We start from the raw sequence: 18,787 nt of genomic DNA, 5'->3' as shown, positions 1-18,787 counted from the left end.
CGCGCGGGTCATGACCGAGGCATCTCCGATGCTCCCGTCGTGGTCCAACCTCTCATGAACGGCGACGCCCGACCGCTTAGACTGGACGTTCCGCTTTGTCGCTACGGTAGAGCTTGACGTGAGAATCCCGCAGGGTAATCCGCGGCCCCTTCGCGATTTTGCGCCAGGCCTGCCAGGATTCCTGGTCACGCCAGCATTCGAAAAGGTTGATCCGTTCCGGATCGACCGGGTCCGCACTGATCGACAGGTCGAGGCAGCCTTCCTGCTGTCTCGCTCTTCCGACCATGGCGGCGAACGCTGCCACGGCAGCGTCGCGTTTGCCGCTTTGGGTGCGCGAGTATCCAGCTATGATGATCATGATCCCTCCTCCTTCCGTGCATTGATCTGTCCGCACCCTGCGGAGAACCGCAGGGCGATGAAGCGTTGCACGGTCACGCAGGCAGGGGCGCGGCCTGACCCGGCGATTTGGAATAGCCCAGGGCTTCTACAATCCGGCCGTCACGAACGCGCATCAGATTGACGCCGCGAACCGACCCGCCGTCGCCGAAATTGAAGCGCCAACGAATGATGGCCCGGTCATCCATCGCCACCGTGTCTTCCACCTCGAAATAGGAAACGCTGTCGGCCGCGAGCGCCTGCCAGAAAGCCAGACAGACGTCGTAGCCTTCGTAGCGCGTACCGTTGGGCGCCGGCTGGATGGACTCCATCACGCAATCCGGCGCGACCAGGTCTTCGAGGATGGCGGGATTGTGTTCAAGGAACGCCTGATTGAACCGACGCATAATTTCAGATGTCTCTTTCGTCTGCATGATTTCCTCCAAACAATGGACAGACAGGTCTGTCTATCCATTGCAATATACAGACCTGTCTGTTAACGTCAAGCATGAAGCGAAAAATCTCCGGGACTGCCACCGAAACGACGCCACGACGTCGGCTGCTCGATACCGCGACCCGCCTCTTCTATGAGGGAGGCATCCACGCCATCGGCATCGATCGCATCATCGCGGAGGCCGGCGTGGCCAAGGCGACTTTCTACAACCATTTTCCGTCGAAGGATGAACTTGTCCTCGCCTACATCGAGGAGCAGGACCGGCTCGGACGGACGGCCGTCGCATCCCTCCCGAAACAGCCTCCAAGGCAGATGATCGCCGCCATTATAGGCCGCATTGGCGAGGCGGTTGTGGCGGGGCCATGGCGGGGCTGTCCGTTCCTCAACGCGGCGGCCGAGTATCCCGATCCGGCCAGCCCGGTGCGACGGGCCATCGAGGCGCGCCGCACATGGTATCACGGCACCCTCCGGCGCCTGCTTGCCGAGGACGGCGATCCCAGCCCTCCCCTGACGGCCGCTCTTCTCGTGGCGGTTTCAGACGGCCTTCTGGAGAGCGCCTATCTGGACGACGCCAAGGCAGTTCCTGCCCTTGTCCGGAAAGCGGTGGAAAGGTTGCTGCCTCGGAATTGACCGACGCCCATTACGGGCTGGTCGATGCCTACACCGCCTCGCCCTTGCCGCGCAGATACGCCCGCGGCGAGGTTCCCAGCATTCGCTTGAACATGGTGGTAAAGGCGGGCACGCTGTCATAGCCGAGGTCGAGGGCCACGCGCGTCACCGGTTCGCCGTCGGCAAGGCGTGGCAGGGCGGCGAAAAGCAACGCTTGCTGGCGCCATGTCGACAGCGACAATCCGGTCTGCCGGTGGAAGACCCGAGTGAATGTGCGGCGGCTCATGCCGACGGCTTCCGCCCATTCGTGGATCGTCGCGTGGGGCGATGGCGACGCCACGAAGCGCCGGCACAGCGCCGCGATGCGCGCATCGGCCGGAAACGGCAGCCCGAGCGGGCGTTCGGGCATGGTCGGGATCTCGTGCAGCATCAGCGTCAACAGAAGTGTGTTGCGCGCCGAAGGCTTCTCATCCGGAAGCGCCACCGCCTCGATGATCAGGCTGCGCATCAGGGCGCTGACGCCGACGACCCTCAGCCCGGACGGCAGCCCGTCGATGGCTTCGGGATCGACATAGAGCGACCGCATGGAGACCCGGCCCAGCATGTTCACCGTGTGAGCGATACCGGCCGGTATCCACATGGCGTGATCAGGAGGGACCATCCAGCTCCCATAGCGCGTCTTGACCAGAACGACCCCGGTCAACGCATGAAGCAACTGGCTGCGGCTGTGGCGGTGTTCCGGCACCTCATAACCATCCGGATATTCCGACGGCAAGCCGACGATCGGACCCTCGACCTGCTCCAGCCACGCCAGCCTGTCGGAATGCTGGCGCACCAGATTGGTCGAAGGACCCTCAAGAAAAGAAATCCACTGCGTCGAAGACATGGCCCACTCGCGTAATAAATGGACCAAACCACGAAAGCAGTAGTATCGCAACCGGATTATAAGCGCGGCGCGGCACAGTGACGCCAGAAGACCGGAGACCAAAGTGAGTACGACGACGACAGCGGGACGCAGCCAGGCCGAAGCGACCACCTTCGCCATCATCCTGGCCGTGAGCCTTTGCCATTGCATCAACGACATCATGCAGTCGCTTCTGGCCGCCATCTACCCGTTGCTGAAGACGAACTACCAGCTCGATTTCTGGCAGATCGGCCTGCTCACCTTCACATTCCAGCTCACGGCCTCGCTGCTGCAGCCGGCCATCGGCGCGATCACCGACAAGCGGCCGATGCCTTATTCGCTCCCCTATGGCATGGCTGCGTCGCTGATCGGCCTGATCGTTCTGGCCTATGCCGGACACTACTGGCTGCTGCTGATCGGCGCGTCGCTGATCGGCATCGGCTCGGCCATCTTCCATCCGGAATCCTCGCGCATCGCCCGCTTCGCGTCCGGCGGCCGCTTCGGCTTGGCGCAGTCGCTGTTCCAGGTCGGCGGCAATTTCGGCCAGTCTCTCGGCCCGTTGCTGGCGGCCTTCATCGTCGTGCCGATGGGGCAGCAGAGCCTCGCCTGGTTTTCTGTCGCCTCGCTCGCCGGTATCATCATCCTCTGGCAGGTCGGAGGCTGGTACAGCCGGCGCCGCGCCAATGCGCCCAAGGCCGCCAGACATCCCGCCGCACGGACCTTCTCGCGCAACCGCATTCTCGCGACGCTCGCCGTGCTGGCCATACTGGTGTGCAGCAAGAACGCCTACATCTCCAGCATATCGAGCTACTACACCTTCTACTCCATCGAGAAGTTCGGCGTTTCCGTGCAGATGTCGCAGGTCATGCTGTTCCTCTTCCTAGGGTCGGCCGCGCTGGGCATCCTGCTTGGCGGTCCCTTCGGCGATCGCTATGGCCAGAAAACCATGATCTGGTTTTCGATCGTCGGCGTCCTGCCCTTCACGCTGGCCCTGCCCTACGCCAACCTCGAATGGACCATGATCCTGACCGTCATTATCGGCCTGATCCTGTCTTCGGCCTTCTCGAACATCGTCGTGTTCGCACAGGAACTGGTGCCGGGCCGCGTCGGCATGATCGCCGGAATCTTCTTCGGCTTCGCCTTCGGCATCGGCGGCATCGCGGCTGCGGTGCTCGGCGTCGTCGCCGACGCCAAGGGCATCGAGTTCGTCTTCAAGCTCTGCTCCTACCTGCCGCTGATCGGTCTCTTGACAATCTTCCTGCCGAACATCCGGGAGCCCAAGGAAGTAACGGCCTGAGACCCGGCGTCCGGCTTGCAGAGCCGGCTGCCTTCGGCTATAGAGCCGCCACCCGCGTAGACACCCTTGGAGGCAACGCGGACGGGAGCCGCGGATACCGCGGCTTTCGACATTTTCGGAACCCGGCATCCGGCGCCCGGAAATGCTCCAGTAACACGCGAAAGGAAATGCCATGAGCCACGACGCTTATGAGCTGAAAGCCGAAGCGCGCGAACAGGTCGGTAAGGGGTCCGCCCGTGCAGTTCGCCGCGATGGTAAAGTGCCTGCAGTTATCTACGGCGAAAAGCAGCCTCCCCTGGCGATCGCTCTGTCGTACAAGGAAATCTACTACAAGATTCACGGCGGCGGTTTCCTGACCACCATCGCGACCATCGATGTCGGCGGCAAGAAAATCCAGGTTCTGCCGAAGGACTACCAGCTGGACCCGGTCAAAGACTTCCCGATGCATGTCGATTTCCTGCGTGTCGGCAAGAACACCGAAGTCAACGTCAACGTGCCGGTTCACTTCATCAATGAAGAGAAGTCCCCCGGCATCAAGCGTGGCGGCGTGCTGAACATCGTTCGTCACGAAGTGGAATTCCACTGCCCGGCCAACGCAATCCCGGAATTCATCACCATCGATGTGGCCGGCGCCGAGATCGGCGACTCGTTCCACATCTCGGCTGTGAAGCTGCCGGAAGGCGTGAAGCCGGTCATTTCCGACCGCGACTTCACCATCGCCACCATTGCCGGTTCTTCGGCGATGAAGCCGGAAGCCGAGGAGACCGCGGAAGCTGAAGCGGCCGAGGACGAGGCTTCGGCCGAGACCGAGGAAGAAGAAGAGAAAGAATAGTTTCGGCATAACGGGAGGCCGATCGGATGCTGCTGTTCGCAGGTCTCGGCAATCCGGGAACGAAATATGCCGGCAACAGGCACAATGTCGGTTTCATGGCGGCGGACGCGATTGCCCGCCGCCATTCCTTTTCGCCCTGGTCGCGCAAGTTCCAGGCCGAGATCGCCGAAGGCAAGATCGGCGGCGAGCGCGTTCTCCTCATCAAGCCACAGACCTTCATGAACCTCTCCGGCCAGTCGGTCGGCGAGGCGCTGCGCTTCTACAAGCTCGATGCGTCCGCGGTCACCGTATTCTACGACGAGATCGACCTCGTGGCGGGCAAGGTGCGGGTCAAGGTCGGCGGCGGCTCCGGTGGCCATAACGGCATCCGCTCGCTCGACCAGCACATCGGCAATGCCTATCGGCGCGTGCGCATCGGCGTCGGCCATCCGGGCATCAAGGAAATGGTGCATGGCCATGTGCTTGGTGACTTCTCCAAAGCTGACCGCGAATGGCTGGACGTGCTGTTGGACTCCATCGCCGATAGCGCCGACCTGCTTGCCAAAGGCGATGATGCAGGCTTCATGAACAGGGTGACCGTGGCACTGCGCGACAAGCTGCAGCCGACCGGTCCCGATGATGCGCCACCGCGTAAAAAAAAACCTGGCGCCCAGAGTCATATCCGCCAGGCGCGTCCGCAGCCGCCGGTGGCCAAGCTGCCAGAGAGCGGCCCCATGGCAGCCATGCTGAAGAAGCTGTTCGGCAAGGATTGAGGGATCGGCAGCGAAAGGCTTGACGATCCTCTCCGCTTTCGCCCATAGCCCTGAGCAAATCTGTTTCTCGATAAGGCTTTATCATCATGGGTTTCAAATGCGGCATCGTCGGCCTGCCCAATGTCGGCAAGTCGACGCTTTTCAATGCGCTGACCAGAACGGCCGCGGCGCAGGCCGCCAACTATCCTTTCTGCACCATCGAACCGAACACCGGCGAGGTGGCGGTTCCGGACCCGCGGCTCGAAAAGATCGCAGCCGTCGCCAAGTCGAAGGAAATCATCCCGACCCGCATCTCCTTCGTCGACATCGCCGGACTGGTGCGTGGCGCATCCAAGGGGGAAGGCCTGGGCAACCAGTTCCTCGCCAACATCCGCGAGGTAGACGCCATCGTCCACGTTCTGCGTTGTTTCGAGGATGACGACATCACCCATGTGGAAGGCCGCATCGACCCCGTCGCCGACGCCGAGACGGTGGAAACCGAGCTGATGCTCTCCGATCTGGAAAGCCTCGAGCGCCGCATCGTGCAGATCCGCAAACGCGCCCAGGGCAAGGACAAGGAAGCGCTTGGCGTGCTGCCGATCATGGAAAAGGCGCTCAAACTTCTGCAGGATGGCCGTCCCGTGCGCGTGCTGCTGCAGGATATTTCCGACGAGGACCTGCCGATCCTCCACGGCCTCAACCTGCTCACCTCCCACCCGGTGCTCTATGTCTGCAACGTCGCCGAGGCTGACGCCGCCACCGGCAACGAGCACACCAATGCGGTGGAATCGATGGCGACGCCGCAGGGCGCCCGCACTGTCATCATCTCGGCGGCGATCGAGGCGGAAGTGGCCCAGCTCCCCGACGAGGAAGAGCACGAATTTCTTGCCTCGATGGGCCTGGAGGAGCCCGGTCTCGATAAGCTGATCCGTGCCGGATACGAGCTTCTCGACCTCATCACCTACTTCACCGCCGGTCCGAAGGAGACCCGCGCCTGGACCATCGAGCGTGGCACCAAGGCGCCGGGCGCGGCCGGCGTCATCCACACCGACTTCGAACGCGGCTTCATCCGCGCCCAGACCATCGCCTACAACGACTTCGTCACGCTCGGCGGCGAAGTCGCGGCCAAGGAGGCTGGCAAGGCGCGCGACGAAGGCAAGGAATATGTCGTGCAGGACGGCGACGTGATGCTGTTCAAGTTCAACACCTGATCGCTTCTCTTCCTTTCCGGGCGCTGTTTGCGACACGTTCGATCAAGAGTAATTGACCGCCCTCCAGGGTGGCTTGACGCCCTTCTGTCACGGGACTAAGGGCGGCTGCATTCGGCCAGCACTTCCAGCGAACGCTCGCCGGCGCAATCCGATCAAAGCGTCTATCGGACGCCTTCTAGGCTCGAACCAAGGAGACCCGGCGATGATCAAGGCATTCGTCGTGGAGAACGACCGCCTGCGGCGCGTCGACCAGTTGGCCGACAATAAGGACAACATCGTCTGGATCGATCTTCTGTCTCCGACCAAGGAGGAAGAGACCGAGATCGAGGCCCTGATCGGCGTTGCGGTGCCGACGCGCGAGGAGATGGAGGAGATCGAGATTTCCAGCCGTCTCTATGTCGAGGACGGCGCCTATTTCATGACTGCCAACCTTCCCTCGCAAACCGACGACGACCCGGTCATGTCGCCGGTGACCTTCGTGCTGGCCGGCAAGCGGCTGGTGACGGTGCGCTACCATGAGCCGCGCGCCTTCATGACCTTCCCGATGCGGGCCGAAAAGGCGTCGACCGGATGTGCCGCCGGCGACACCATTCTCGTTGGCCTGCTGGAAGCGATCGTCGATCGCCTGGCCGACGTGCTGGAGCGTGCCGGACGCGACATCGAGACGATTTCGCGTGACATCTTCCAGGCGCCGCAGGGCAAGGCTTCCAAGCGCAACCGCGACTTCCAGGCACTGCTGAAGGCGGTCGGCCGCAAGGAGGACATTGCCTCCTCGGTACGGGAAAGCCTGACCACGCTGCAGCGCGTCTCCGGCTTCCTGAATCACGCCGCCACGCAGACCCGCATGGGCAAGGACACGAAAGCTCGGATCAAGACACTGTCGCGCGACGTGCTGTCGCTGGCCGACCACGCCGCCTTCATGTCGCAGAAGATCAACTTCCTGCTCGATGCGACGCTCGGCATGATCAGCATCGAGCAGAACGCCATTATCAAGATCTTTTCGGTGGCCGCCGTGGTCTTCCTGCCGCCGACGCTTGTCGCCTCGATCTACGGCATGAATTTCGATTTCATGCCCGAGCTGAAATGGGCGTTCGGTTATCCGCTCGCCCTCGGCCTGATGATCCTCTCGGCGATCCTGCCCTTCTGGTATTTCCGCCAGCGCGGCTGGCTCTAACAGCTAGCACCGTTGCCGGCTTGCGGGACATTTTCGCCTGGTTCATGATAGTACAATCTTGAACAGGATTTCGGACAGCCCACGATGAAATGGACCTTCGACGACCTCACCGAAGGAACCGTGATCGGCCTCGGCGAGAAGCTTGTTACCGCGCCGGAAATCGTCGAGTTCGCCTCCGAGTTCGATGCGCAGCCGATGCATCTGGATGAAGCGGCAGGCAAGGCCAGCGTGCTTGGCGGGCTGGCTGCTTCCGGGTGGCACACCTGTTCGATGTTCATGCGTATGATGTGCGACGGGTTCATGCTGGATTCGACCTCTCAGGGCGCGCCCGGCATCGACTATGTCCGGTGGAAGCGGCCGGTTCTGGCCAACGACATGCTCACAGGCCGCATCACCGTCGTCGGAAGTCGCCAGTCCCGATCCAAACCGCGCCTGGGACTGGTCACCATGCGTGGCGAACTTTTCAACCAGCGCGATGACCTCGTCTATGAAATGCAGAGCACCGCGATGTTTCTGACCCGCGAGGCAGCTGCGTCATGACCCTGGAAGAGTATTTCGGCATCGGCGTCACGGTCACGCTCGGTTCCCATAAATTCGAGCCGGACGCGATCAAGGCCTTCGCCGCCAAATATGATCCGCAGGCCTTCCATCTCGACGAAGAGGCGGCAAAGAAAAGCGCGCTGGGTGGCCTGTGCGCTTCCGGTTGGCATACGGCGGCGACATGGATGAAGTACAATCTGGCGTCACGCAGCGGGCCTGACTGGTCCGGCCCCGGCCCGAAGCCGCAATTCGGCCCTTCGCCCGGGTTCAAGAACCTGAAGTGGCTGAAACCGGTCTATGCCGGCGAGACGATAACCTTCACCCGCAAGGCCCTTGCGATCCGCCCGAACATCGCCCGTCCCGGCTGGATCGTGCTCACGGTGGAGGCCGCAGGCTTCGATTCAACCGGCGACAAGGTCATCGAGTTCGAAAGCGCCGTGCTGGTGAAGGTGGAATAACGCGCCCACACGGAATGCCGGTCCCCGACTAGATCAGGTCTGAATTAAAGTCAGGCTGAGCCGAAAATGGTGGGATCCGAGAACCGGAGCGCAGCGTACTACAGTATGTGCGCACCGGAAGCGCAGGAAACCGCTATTTGCGGGCCGGCCTCACTTGAATCTAATGCCCCTCGAACGCAATCAGCGTGTGCACCGGCACGTCGAGCGCCTCCAGCCTGGCGCGGCCGCCAAGGTCCGGCAGGTCGATGACGAAGCAGGCAGAGACGATATCGGCGCCGATCTGGCGAAGCAGCTTGACCGCCGCCTCCGCCGTGCCGCCCGTGGCGATGAGATCGTCCACCAGGATTACCTTCTCGCCCGGCGCCACGCCGTCGCGGTGCATCTCCATCTCGTCCAGCCCGTATTCCAGGCTGTAGGCGACACGCACCGTCTCGTGCGGCAGCTTGCCCTTCTTGCGGATCGGCACGAAGCCGGCTGACAGCTGGTGCGCGATTGCCCCACCCAGAATGAAACCGCGTGCCTCGATACCGGCGATCTTGTCGATCTTCTGCCCGGCATGGGGATGCACCAACTCGTCGATGGCGCGGCGGAAGGCGCGCGCATTGCCGAGCAGCGTCGTGATATCGCGAAACAGTATGCCGGGCTTGGGGTAGTCCGGGATGGTGCGGATCGCCGCGAGCAGGGTTTCTTCAAGGGAGTGTCTCATGTCGCGCTTCAACCCGGTGTTACAGAACGGTCCAAATCTGATCTACCGGAGCATATGCTGGCTGGCGACTGAAATCTGGGGCCCCGGATTCGGATGCGGCGCCTCGATAACTGCCATCAATTGGCAGCAGTGGTGCTATTGTCGTCCACAGAAGGGAGCCGATGTGTCACGATCCGAACGCCTGCTCGATTTGATCCAGGTGCTGCGGCGCCATCGCACGCCCGTGTCGGGAAAGGCCCTCGCGGACGAGCTCGGCATCAGCATCCGCACGCTCTATCGCGACATCGTCACCCTTCAGGGCCAAGGGGCCGACATTGAGGGCGAACCGGGCCTCGGCTATGTGCTGAGACCGGGCTTCATGCTGCCGCCACTGATGTTTTCCGAAGATGAGCTGGAGGCGCTGGTACTCGGCCAGCGCTGGGTGGCGCGGCGGGCCGACCGACGGCTAGGCGACGCGGCGGAGAATGCGCTGTCGAAAATCTCCGCCGTGCTGCCGGCCGATCTGCGCGAAAAGGTCGATGCCAACGGGCTGCTGGTCGGCCCGTCGGTCGACGCGCCGGCGGACAGGATCGATCTCGCCGACATCCGCCGGGCGATCCGGGCCGAACGCAAGCTGGAAATCGCCTATGCGGTGGACGGCGGCGAGCGGACGGAGCGCACCGTGTGGCCGCTGGCGCTCGGCTTTTTCGAGCGGGTGCGCATGCTCATCAGCTGGTGCGAATTGAGGCAGGATTTCCGGAATTTCCGCACCGACCGCATCCTGTCGCTCCGCCCGACCGAGACGCGTTATCCAGGCAAGCGACAGGTGTTTTTGAAGCGCTGGAAAGAGGCTGAGCAGGCCCACCGGACAAACGCGTTAGGTAGGCCGGATTGCGGTTCGATGCTGCCATTTTCTGACAGCAGCTCGTCATAGTCTCGGGCTCCCAACCAAAGGAGACCACCATGGCGACCCCCAACCAGACAGTGCTCTATGTCAACGACCCGACCGCCAGCGCAGACTTCTATTCCCGTCTATTCGGCTTGACGCCCCAATACGCGTCGCCGGAATTCGTTCTTTTCGTCCTGCCGGACGGCCACAAGTTCTGCATGTGGGCCTGGAAGGACCCCGAATCCCTGATGACCGGACCAGGCATGGAAACCGCGGTCAGCGTCGCTGATTACGATGCGGTCGACAGCGCCTTTGCTGAATGGTCGAAGGCCGAACCGAAGATCGTCGCAAAACCCGAGACGCTCGCTTTCGGACGCTCCTTCGTGGTCGCCGACCCCGACGGCAACCGGATCCGGGTGCTGGCGGTCGCGGACGATCCACAGTGAACGGTACGCGAAACTGGATCTGCGTCGCCTCGGCCGAACATGTCCGCCGGGGCGTCGCAGGCGGCTTTATGCAGGTGAACCATGGCAAGGCCGCGCCGTTGAAGCGCATCAGGCCCGGCGACCATGTGATCTACTATTCGCCGAGTGAGGTTATGAAGGTCACCGACGGGCTCCAGTCGTTCACGGCGATCGGAACCGTGAAAGATGGCGAGCCCTATCAAGGCGACATGGGCAGCGGCTTCACGCCGTTCCGTCGCGATGTCGCATGGCTGCGGGCGCGCGAAACGCCGATCCGTTCGCTGCTCAACCGGCTCCAATTCACCGCCGGCAGGCCCAATTGGGGCGCGCCGTTCCGCCACGGCCTAGTCGAGATCGGCGAGCCCGATTTCAGGCTGATCGCACAGGCGATGAGCGCCTCGCCCGCCCTATGAAAAAGGCCCGCCGAAGCGGGCCTTTTTCAATCGGCTGACGGCTGGCGCTCAGTGCGCCACGTTGGCCCAGACCTTACGTTTGGTGAAATACATCAGCACCGAGAACAGCAGCAGGAAGATGATGACGCGGAAGCCGGTCTTCTTGCGATCCTCCAGATGCGGTTCCGCTGCCCACATCAGGAAGGCCGAGACATCCTGCGAGTACTGCTCCACGGTTGCCGGCGCGCCATCGTCGTAGGTCACCTGACCGTCCGAAAGCGGCTTGGCCATCTTCAATGACACGCCCGAGACGAAATACGGATTGTAGTGCGTGCCTTCCGGAATTTTCATCCCCTCCGGCGGCTTCTCGTCGAAGCCGGTCAGCAGCGAATGGATATAATCCGGGCCGCCTTCAGCATACTGGGTGAAGATGTCGAAAATGAATTGCGGAAAGCCCCGTTCGACGCCGCGCGCCTTGGCCAGCAGCGACATGTCCGGAGGAGCCGCACCGCCGTTGGAGGCAGCAGCGGCAGCCTCGTTGGGGAATGGAGCCGGGAAGTGATCGGACGGAATACCGGGGCGCTCGAACATGTCGCCAGCGTCGTTCGGACCGTCCTGAACGGTGTATTCGGCCGCGAGCGCCTTGATCTGGGCTTCCGAATAGCCGAGGTCTTCCAGCGTGCGGAACGCCACCAGGTTCATCGAGTGGCAGGCCGAGCAGACTTCCTTGTAGACCTTCAGGCCGCGCTGCAGCTGTGCCTTGTCGTAGGTGCCGAACGGCCCTGCGAAGCTCCAGTTCGACTGCTTCGGCTCATGGATCGGGAAGTGCGTCGGGTTGGCTTCGCTGTGGCCACCCTCTTCCTGCGCGAAGGCTGCTGCACCGGCGAAAACGACGCCGGCCGCGGCGAGCAAGGTGAGAATCTTCTTCATACTGAAATCCCCTGAGATTCTCTGCCGTCAGCCCTTGGTTTCCGGTGACGCCGTCGCGCCCGCCGGATGCCCGCTGCCACCCTTGTTCTTTTCCAGCACCGCTTCGGTAATCGAATTGGGCAGCCGCCTTGGCGTCTCGATCAGGCCGAGGACCGGCAGGACGATCAGGAAGAAGGCGAAATAGAACAGCGTGCATAGCTGCGCCATGACGACGTAGGAGCCTTCGGCCGGACGCGAGCCCAGCCAGCCGAGCATGATACAGTTGGCGGCGAACAGCCAGAAGAACAGCTTGTACCATGGACGGTACACCGCGGAGCGGACCTTGGAGGTATCCAGCCACGGCACGATGAAGAGCATTGCGATGGCGCCGAACATCGCCAACACGCCGCCGAGCTTGGAATTGATCGGCCCGATGTTGAAGGTGATCGCGCGCAGGATGGCGTAGAACGGCAGGAAGTACCATTCCGGCACGATGTGCGCCGGCGTCTTGAGCGGATTGGCGATCGTATAGTTGTCCGGATGGCCGAGATAGTTCGGCATATAGAAAACGAAGTAGGCGAAGAACAGCAGGAAGACGATCATGCCGAGCGCGTCCTTGATGGTCGCGTAGGGCGTGAAGGCCACGGTATCGGTCTTCGACTTCACCTCGATGCCGGTCGGGTTCGACTGGCCCACCACATGCAGCGCCCAGATATGAAGCACGACCACGCCGGCGATCATGAACGGCAGCAGGTAATGCAGGGCGAAGAAGCGGTTCAGCGTCGGATTGTCCACCGCGAAGCCGCCGAGCAGCAGCTGCTGGATCCAGTCGCCGACCAGCGGAATGGCGGTGAAGAAGCCGGTGATGACGGTGGCGCCCCAGAAGCTCATCTGGCCCCACGGCAGCACGTAGCCCATGAAGCCGGTCGCCATCATCAAAAGGTAGATGATGCAGCCGAGTATCCAAAGCAGCTCGCGCGGCGCCTTGTAGGAACCGTAATAGAGGCCGCGGAAGATGTGCACATAGACCGCGATGAAGAAGAACGAAGCGCCGTTGGAATGCAGGTAGCGCAGCATCCAGCCGTCGTTCACGTCGCGCATGATCTTCTCGACCGAATTGAAGGCGAGATTCGTGTCGGACGTGTAATGCATGGCCAGCACGATGCCGGTGAGAATCTGCGCCACCAGCATGATGGAAAGAATGCCGCCGAAGGTCCACGCATAGTTCAGATTGCGCGGCACCGGATAGGCGATGAAGCTGTCATAGACCAGGCGCGGCAGCGGCAGCCTTGCGTCGAACCAGCGGCCGACGCCGGTCTTCGGCGTATAGGTGGAGTGTCCCTCGCTCATCGAAATTCCCCCTGCCTCAGCCGACGCGGATCTTGGTATCGGAGATGAATGAAAACACCGGCACAGCCATGTTCTCGGGCGCCGGTCCGCCGCGGATGCGGCCGGCCGTATCGTAGACCGAACCGTGGCAAGGGCAGAACCAGCCGCCATACTCGCCCTGCTGGCCCAGCGGAATGCAGCCGAGATGGGTGCAGACGCCAACCATCACCAGCCAGTTTTCCTTGCCCTCGCCGCCCGAACGGTCGGCATCGGTGGCAGTCGCGTCACTGGCCAGATTGGCGTTGCGGGCCAGCGGATCCTTGAGATCCTCCAGCTTCACGTCCTGCGCAGCCTTGATTTCCTCGGGCGTGCGGTTGCGAATGAAGACAGGCTTGCCGCGCCACTTGGCGGTCAGCGACATGCCGGGCGTCAGCGACGAGACATCGACCTCGATGGAGGCCAGCGCCAGCGTCGAGGCATCGGGCTGCATCTGGTCGATGAACGGCCAGGCGACAGCAGCTGCGCCGACGGCGCCGGCCATGCCGGTCGCAATATAAAGAAAATCGCGGCGATTGGGATCGTGGGTATCGGTTTCGCTCACGGGTGCCTGGTCCTTTCGCCTCTTCCGTGCCGAAGGCGAGCCCTAGTCCCCGCTCACTCACGCCGACCCGACAGCGCATGGCGAACAGGCTAGCGAATTCCTCCGGCATTTGGACTTCGGTTTATGCGTGACGACCGTTTTTGTCCAGTCGGGTGAAGGCACGAGGGCACATTGTCGCGCCTCTGTTGCCAGCCAACGGATTTGAGTGGCCGAAGATGATGCGGCAATATGGTCGAAGCCCTTGCCAGGGAGGCCCCGATGGCTGTTTCGACCGACCCGATTACCCGAGCCGAAGACTGGCTGAACGACACCGGAATATTCCGTGGTTCCTGGCAGGGCGGCGCCCGTGGCGCCGGCATCAGTGTGATCGCCAGCCGAATCGACGGGCCCGGCGGCGGTCCTCGCCTGCACAGGCACCCCTATCCCGAAACCTTTGTCATCCGCACCGGCGTCGCGCTGTTCACCGTTGGTGATCGCAGGATCGAAGCGAAGGCGGGCGAAATCGTCGTCGCACCCGCCGACACGCCGCACAAATTCGAGAATCTTGGACCCGGTCCGCTGGAGTCGCTCAATATCCACGAGAACGGGAAATTCGTCACCGAATGGCTGGAATAGTCAGCGCGCTCCGAGCCTGATCAGGACTTCGCGCGGAATCCCGAACTCGCGGATTACCCCTTCGTGACGACGGAAGCCGCACAGTTCTCGCTGGATGAACCAGGCGTAGACCGCATCGGCGGCCTCCTTCAGCAGCCGATTGCGGACCGCGTCTCGTTCCTCTTTGGTCGAAGAACCGGCATCCGCACCATCATGCTCTTGCAGGCGCGTCAGGAATTTCTCGGCCTTGCGCCCGGCTGAACCCAGCGCCGCCGCCTTTTCTGCCAATATCTCGTGGCCGAGTGCGTCGAATGCGACGTCTGAAGCAGAAGCCCCCGACAAATTGGATGGTGGACGAAAGGACATCGATCCCTACTCCGCCGGCCTCGTTTCCTCGAGCGGGCTTTCCTCGTTGAACAGGAAGCCGCCGGATTGGCGCTTCCAGAGCCGCGCGTAGAGACCGTCGAGCGCGACCAGTTCGTCGTGGGTACCTTCCTCGACGATTCTGCCCTGGTCCAGCACCACGAGCCGATCGAGGGCTGCGATGGTGGAGAGCCGGTGCGCGATGGCGATGACGGTCTTGCCTTCCATCAATTTGTGCAAATTGTCCTGGATGGCCGCCTCGATGTCGGAATCCAGCGCCGAGGTCGCCTCGTCCAGCACCAGGATGGGCGCGTTCTTCAGGAAGACGCGGGCGATCGCCACCCGCTGCCGCTGCCCGCCGGAAAGCTTCACGCCGCGCTCACCGACATAGGCGTCATAGCCGGCGCGACCGTTGTTGTCGCGCAGCGACAGGATGAACTCATGCGCCTCCGCCCGGCGCGCGGCCGCCATGATCTCGGTTTCCGTGGCATCCTGCATGCCGAGCCTGATGTTGTCACGCAGCGAGCGGTGGAACAACGCCGTTTCCTGGCTGACCACGCCGATATTGGCGCGCAGCGAATTCTGCGTCACCTGAGCAATATCCTGTCCGTCGATGACGATCTCGCCGCCTTCGAGGTCGTAGAGCCGCAGGATCAGATTGGCGAGCGTCGTCTTGCCGGCGCCGGAGGGGCCGACCAGCCCGACCTTCTCGCCGGGGCGGACGACCAGATCGATGCCGTCCAGCACGCCGAAGCCCTTGCCGTAGTGGAAGGTGACGTCCTTGAACTCGATGCGCCCGCCGGCGACGTCGAGTTCCTTCGCGTCGGGCTTGTCGACGAGGCCGAGCGGCTGCGAGATCAGCGCCTTGGAATTTTCCAGCACGCCAAGGTTCCGCAAGATGCTGTTCAGTTGCATCATCAAGCGTCCGAGCAGCATGTTCAGCCGCAGCACCAGCGACAGGGTGAAGGCGACGGCGCCGACGGTGATCAGCCCCTCCACCCAAAGATAGACCGAGAAACAGGCAATGGCCGTGATCATCACGCCAGACAGGATCGTCAGCGCCGTGCGCATGCCGGTCAGCCGGCGCGTGAAGGGAAGCAGCGCGCCGAGATAGATGTCGAAGCCGCTGCGGATATAGCGGTCGTCGCCGTCTGCAGCGAAGAGCTTCAACGTCTGAACATTGGAGTAGGAATCGATGATGCGTCCGGTGATCATCGAACCCGCTTCGGCGGTCGCCTCCGCGTGCTTGCGGATCGCCGGCAGATAGATTTTGGCCAGCACGGCGAACGCGACGATCCACACGACCACCAGGATAGCCAGACGGATATCCAATCCACCCACCAGCGCCAGTGTGGTGACCGTGTAGACGATCATGAACCAGATGACCTCGATGAAGCTTTCCATCAGGTCGCCGGTTGCTTGCCCCGCCTGCCAGACCTTGGTGGCGATACGACCGGCGAAATCGTTCTGGAAGAAGGTGTAGGACTGGCGCGAGACATGCCGATGCGCCTGCCAACGCACAAGATTGGAAAATCCGGGCGTGATCGTCTGCTGGTCGACAAGGGCCGACAAGGTCACCACGATGGTGCGCAGGACCAGCACCACCACGATCATGAAGACGATTTCCCAGCCGGCGGCATCCCACAAGGCGGCCCAGCTCCGCTCGGCGGGAAGCTGGTCGAGTATATCCACCAGACGCCCGACGAAGTAGAAAAGCCCGGCCTCTATCAGCGGCGCGATCCCGCCAATGACCAGCATCAGGAAGAACGCGCCCTTGGCCTGGCCGACATAGTGCCAGATGAAGCCTGCAACCGGAAAAGGCGGCCTCAGATTCGCGGGTTCCCGGAACGGATAGACCCAGTTCTCGAACCAGCGATAGATGCGGTTCATCATTCCACGGCTTCTTCCCTCACATCCGCTGCCATGCGGGCGGCAGGCTCGTGCGGCTCGTCATGCAGCAGGAAACCGCCGGACTGGCGTTGCCACAGCTGCGCATAAAGTCCACCGCGCTGGATGAGCGCGTCGTGCGTTCCTTCCTCCAGAACGCGGCCCTGATCCATGACGATCAACCTGTCCATTGCCGCGATCGTCGAGAGCCGGTGCGCGATGGCGATCACGGTCTTGCCTTGCATGAGCTTGTAGAGATTTTCCTGGATGGCCGCTTCGACTTCTGAATCTAGGGCGGAGGTTGCTTCGTCAAGGATCAGAATCGGCGCGTCCTTCAACATAACGCGAGCGATGGCGATGCGCTGCCGCTGCCCGCCGGAGAGCTTCACACCCCGTTCGCCGACATGGGCGTCGAAGCCCTTGCGGCCCTTCGCATCCGCCAGCCCGGCGATGAAATCGGTCGCTTCCGCCCGTCGCGCCGCTTCCAGCATCAACTCCTCGCTGGCATCCGGCCGGCCGTAGAGAATGTTCTCCCGCACCGAGCGATGCAGAAGCGACGTGTCCTGCGTGACCATCCCTATCGCGCCGCGCAGCGAATCCTGCGTGACGGCGGCGATGTCCTGCCCGTCGATGACGATGCGGCCGGATTCGATGTCGTAGAAGCGCAACAGCAGGTTCACCAGCGTCGACTTGCCGGCGCCGGAACGCCCGACAATGCCGACCTTCTCGCCCGGGCGCACCGACAGCGACAAATCCTCGATGACGCCCTTCTGCTTGCCATAGTGAAATCGGACATTCTCGAAGGCGATGCCGCCCTGCGCCACTTCGATATCCGGCGCGCCGGGCCTGTCCTCGACCACGCGCGGCAGTGAGATCGAACCGATGCCGTCCTGCACGGTGCCAATGTTCTCGAACAGGCCGGAAACTTCCCACATGATCCACTGCGACATGCCGTAGAGACGCAGCACCAGGCCGATCACCACGGCGACCGCGCCGACCGTCACCGTTCCGTTCAGCCACAGGCCAATGGCCAGCGCACCAACGCTCAGCAGCAGCGCCGAGTTCAGCGCGTAGACGACGATATAGAACTTGCTGATCAGCCGTCCTTGCGCGTAGGCCGTCTGCATGAATTCGGCCATGCCCTGGCGCGCATAGTCCGACTCGCGCCGGCCATGCGAGAAAAGCTTGACGGTCTGGATGTTGGTATAGCTGTCGACGATGCGCCCGGTCATGATCGAGCGGGCGTCGGCTTGCGCTTCGGACACCTTGCCAAGACGCGGGATGAAATAGCGCAAAGCGAACAGATAACCGACAAGCCACAAGGCCATCGGAGCCGCCAGCCGCCAATCGGACGAGCCGACGATGATCAGGATGCCGAGGAAATAAACCACGACATAGTTCAGCACCTCGGCGAACTTGATGACGGTCTCGCGCACGGCGAGCGCGGTCTGCATCAGCTTGGTTGCGATACGGCCAGCAAATTCATCCTGGTAAAAGATCATCGACTGCTTGAGCAGGTAGCGGTGCACCTGCCAGCGGATGCGCATCGGGTAATTTCCGAACAGCGTCTGATAGGTGTTGAGCGATGAGAAAATCACCAGCGTTGGCAGGAGGATGGCAATCACCGCCACCATGCCGGCCAGCTTCCACCATTCCGTCTGCAGGAATGTCTCGCGATTCTGCACCGACAGCCAGTCGACGATATGGCCGAGGAAGCCGAACATCCAGACCTCGATCATGGCGATCATTGCCATCAGGACCGCAGCCAGCAGCACGAATGGCCATGCCGGCTTGGTGAAATGCCAGCAAAAGCCGAGCAGCGTATTCGGCGGCTCTACCGGCTCCTCGAGCGGAAACGGATCGAGCCTTTTTTCAAACCAGCGGAACATCGTCTAGAACCTTGTGTCGGATGACGCCGCACGGGCGCCTGAAATCGGGATTGCGGCGGGCGATTGAAATCGCCCGGTTTTGCACGAGACAGCGGCCATGCACCTTCGAAAAGCAAAGGCTTGGCGACCTGCCCGAATATGCTTCGCAATATGCTTATTGTGTCAGTTGAAGCGTCGAACCGGTTGCCGCGTTCAGGCAG

The 18,787-nt window shown here is 62.3% G+C and carries 22 protein-coding genes; 12 read left to right on the top strand and 10 right to left on the bottom strand.

The features are described 5' to 3' along the window. Positions 1–76: 76 nt before the first annotated feature. Both J2X35_RS17530 and J2X35_RS17525 read right to left on the bottom strand, forming a co-directional pair. On the bottom strand, positions 77–358 hold the full coding sequence (locus J2X35_RS17530) for an antibiotic biosynthesis monooxygenase family protein (RefSeq protein WP_310188498.1): 282 nt from the start codon (positions 356–358) through the stop codon (positions 77–79). 73 nt (positions 359–431) lie between these two features. After that, the gene (locus J2X35_RS17525) at positions 432–809 is read right to left on the bottom strand and encodes a nuclear transport factor 2 family protein (RefSeq protein WP_310188495.1); all 378 of its coding nucleotides are present in this window, start codon (positions 807–809) and stop codon (positions 432–434) included. A 74-nt stretch (positions 810–883) separates the two neighbouring features. On the opposite strand from J2X35_RS17525, the gene J2X35_RS17520 reads away from it, so the two are divergent. Further along, positions 884–1,459: a TetR/AcrR family transcriptional regulator gene (locus tag J2X35_RS17520; RefSeq protein WP_310188492.1), complete on the top strand. Its 576-nt coding sequence runs from the start codon at positions 884–886 to the stop codon at positions 1,457–1,459. 28 nt (positions 1,460–1,487) lie between these two features. On the opposite strand, the gene J2X35_RS17515 is transcribed toward J2X35_RS17520, so the two are convergent. Continuing rightward, entirely contained in the window at positions 1,488–2,324 is an 837-nt protein-coding gene (locus J2X35_RS17515; RefSeq protein ID WP_310188490.1) for a helix-turn-helix transcriptional regulator, read from the bottom strand. A gap of 103 nt (positions 2,325–2,427) precedes the next feature. Between J2X35_RS17515 and J2X35_RS17510 the strand changes: the two genes are divergently transcribed. From J2X35_RS17510 to J2X35_RS17480, 7 genes are all read left to right on the top strand, one after another. Further along, positions 2,428–3,639, top strand: a complete 1,212-nt coding sequence (locus J2X35_RS17510; protein ID WP_310188488.1) for an MFS transporter — start codon at positions 2,428–2,430, stop codon at positions 3,637–3,639. A gap of 172 nt (positions 3,640–3,811) precedes the next feature. Continuing rightward, positions 3,812–4,471, top strand: a complete 660-nt coding sequence (locus J2X35_RS17505; RefSeq protein WP_056110954.1) for a 50S ribosomal protein L25/general stress protein Ctc — start codon at positions 3,812–3,814, stop codon at positions 4,469–4,471. A gap of 26 nt (positions 4,472–4,497) precedes the next feature. Then, on the top strand, positions 4,498–5,223 hold the full coding sequence (pth, locus tag J2X35_RS17500) for an aminoacyl-tRNA hydrolase (RefSeq protein WP_310188484.1): 726 nt from the start codon (positions 4,498–4,500) through the stop codon (positions 5,221–5,223). Positions 5,224–5,309: 86 nt separating this feature from the next. Next, positions 5,310–6,413, top strand: coding sequence for a redox-regulated ATPase YchF (gene ychF, locus J2X35_RS17495; RefSeq protein WP_056110957.1), 1,104 nt, complete (start codon positions 5,310–5,312; stop codon positions 6,411–6,413). Between the two features lie 202 nt (positions 6,414–6,615). Beyond that, positions 6,616–7,587, top strand: coding sequence for a magnesium/cobalt transporter CorA (gene corA / locus J2X35_RS17490; RefSeq protein ID WP_056110958.1), 972 nt, complete (start codon positions 6,616–6,618; stop codon positions 7,585–7,587). 84 nt (positions 7,588–7,671) lie between these two features. Then, on the top strand, positions 7,672–8,127 hold the full coding sequence (locus J2X35_RS17485; protein ID WP_056110959.1) for a MaoC family dehydratase: 456 nt from the start codon (positions 7,672–7,674) through the stop codon (positions 8,125–8,127). After that, positions 8,124–8,585: a MaoC family dehydratase gene (locus tag J2X35_RS17480; protein ID WP_056110960.1), complete on the top strand. Its 462-nt coding sequence runs from the start codon at positions 8,124–8,126 to the stop codon at positions 8,583–8,585. The genes J2X35_RS17485 and J2X35_RS17480 overlap by 4 nt, the downstream gene beginning before the upstream one ends. Positions 8,586–8,745: 160 nt before the next feature. On the opposite strand, the gene J2X35_RS17475 is transcribed toward J2X35_RS17480, so the two are convergent. After that, a complete protein-coding gene (locus J2X35_RS17475) occupies positions 8,746–9,291 on the bottom strand; it encodes an adenine phosphoribosyltransferase (RefSeq protein ID WP_310188481.1) in 546 nt (181 codons plus the stop codon). A 163-nt stretch (positions 9,292–9,454) separates the two neighbouring features. Between J2X35_RS17475 and J2X35_RS17470 the strand changes: the two genes are divergently transcribed. Genes J2X35_RS17470 through J2X35_RS17460 form a run of 3 tightly spaced genes read left to right on the top strand, consistent with a single transcriptional unit; the run spans position 9,455 to position 11,036 of the window. Further along, positions 9,455–10,204 (top strand): YafY family protein, encoded by a 750-nt coding sequence (locus tag J2X35_RS17470; protein WP_310188478.1) that lies wholly within the window; start codon positions 9,455–9,457, stop codon positions 10,202–10,204. 29 nt (positions 10,205–10,233) lie between these two features. Continuing rightward, entirely contained in the window at positions 10,234–10,605 is a 372-nt protein-coding gene (locus J2X35_RS17465; protein ID WP_056110964.1) for a VOC family protein, read from the top strand. Continuing rightward, the gene (locus J2X35_RS17460) at positions 10,602–11,036 is read left to right on the top strand and encodes an EVE domain-containing protein (RefSeq protein WP_056110965.1); all 435 of its coding nucleotides are present in this window, start codon (positions 10,602–10,604) and stop codon (positions 11,034–11,036) included. The genes J2X35_RS17465 and J2X35_RS17460 overlap by 4 nt, the downstream gene beginning before the upstream one ends. A 48-nt stretch (positions 11,037–11,084) precedes the next feature. Here the strand turns inward: J2X35_RS17460 and J2X35_RS17455 are convergent, their stop codons facing one another. Genes J2X35_RS17455 through petA form a run of 3 tightly spaced genes read right to left on the bottom strand, consistent with a single transcriptional unit; the run spans position 11,085 to position 13,854 of the window. Further along, positions 11,085–11,945 (bottom strand): cytochrome c1, encoded by an 861-nt coding sequence (locus J2X35_RS17455; protein WP_056110967.1) that lies wholly within the window; start codon positions 11,943–11,945, stop codon positions 11,085–11,087. A gap of 27 nt (positions 11,946–11,972) precedes the next feature. Further along, positions 11,973–13,274, bottom strand: coding sequence for a cytochrome b N-terminal domain-containing protein (locus tag J2X35_RS17450; RefSeq protein ID WP_056110969.1), 1,302 nt, complete (start codon positions 13,272–13,274; stop codon positions 11,973–11,975). A gap of 16 nt (positions 13,275–13,290) precedes the next feature. Further along, positions 13,291–13,854, bottom strand: coding sequence for a ubiquinol-cytochrome c reductase iron-sulfur subunit (gene petA / locus J2X35_RS17445; protein WP_056110970.1), 564 nt, complete (start codon positions 13,852–13,854; stop codon positions 13,291–13,293). Positions 13,855–14,112: 258 nt separating this feature from the next. Between petA and J2X35_RS17440 the strand changes: the two genes are divergently transcribed. Next, on the top strand, positions 14,113–14,469 hold the full coding sequence (locus J2X35_RS17440; protein ID WP_056115824.1) for a cupin domain-containing protein: 357 nt from the start codon (positions 14,113–14,115) through the stop codon (positions 14,467–14,469). Here J2X35_RS17440 and J2X35_RS17435 read toward each other — a convergent pair whose 3' ends face one another. Genes J2X35_RS17435 through J2X35_RS17425 form a run of 3 tightly spaced genes read right to left on the bottom strand, consistent with a single transcriptional unit; the run spans position 14,470 to position 18,587 of the window. After that, positions 14,470–14,814: a DUF6665 family protein gene (locus J2X35_RS17435; protein WP_310188473.1), complete on the bottom strand. Its 345-nt coding sequence runs from the start codon at positions 14,812–14,814 to the stop codon at positions 14,470–14,472. A 6-nt stretch (positions 14,815–14,820) separates the two neighbouring features. Next, positions 14,821–16,704 (bottom strand): ABC transporter ATP-binding protein, encoded by a 1,884-nt coding sequence (locus J2X35_RS17430; protein WP_310188472.1) that lies wholly within the window; start codon positions 16,702–16,704, stop codon positions 14,821–14,823. Beyond that, the gene (locus J2X35_RS17425) at positions 16,701–18,587 is read right to left on the bottom strand and encodes an ABC transporter ATP-binding protein (protein ID WP_310188471.1); all 1,887 of its coding nucleotides are present in this window, start codon (positions 18,585–18,587) and stop codon (positions 16,701–16,703) included. Before J2X35_RS17425 ends, J2X35_RS17430 begins: the two co-directional genes overlap by 4 nt. Positions 18,588–18,787 lie beyond the last annotated feature (200 nt).

Origin of the sequence: Mesorhizobium sp. BE184 (assembly GCF_031457045.1) — a bacterium.
Lineage (GTDB): Bacteria > Pseudomonadota > Alphaproteobacteria > Rhizobiales > Rhizobiaceae > Mesorhizobium.
This window is presented reverse-complemented; position numbering and strand designations above follow the sequence as displayed.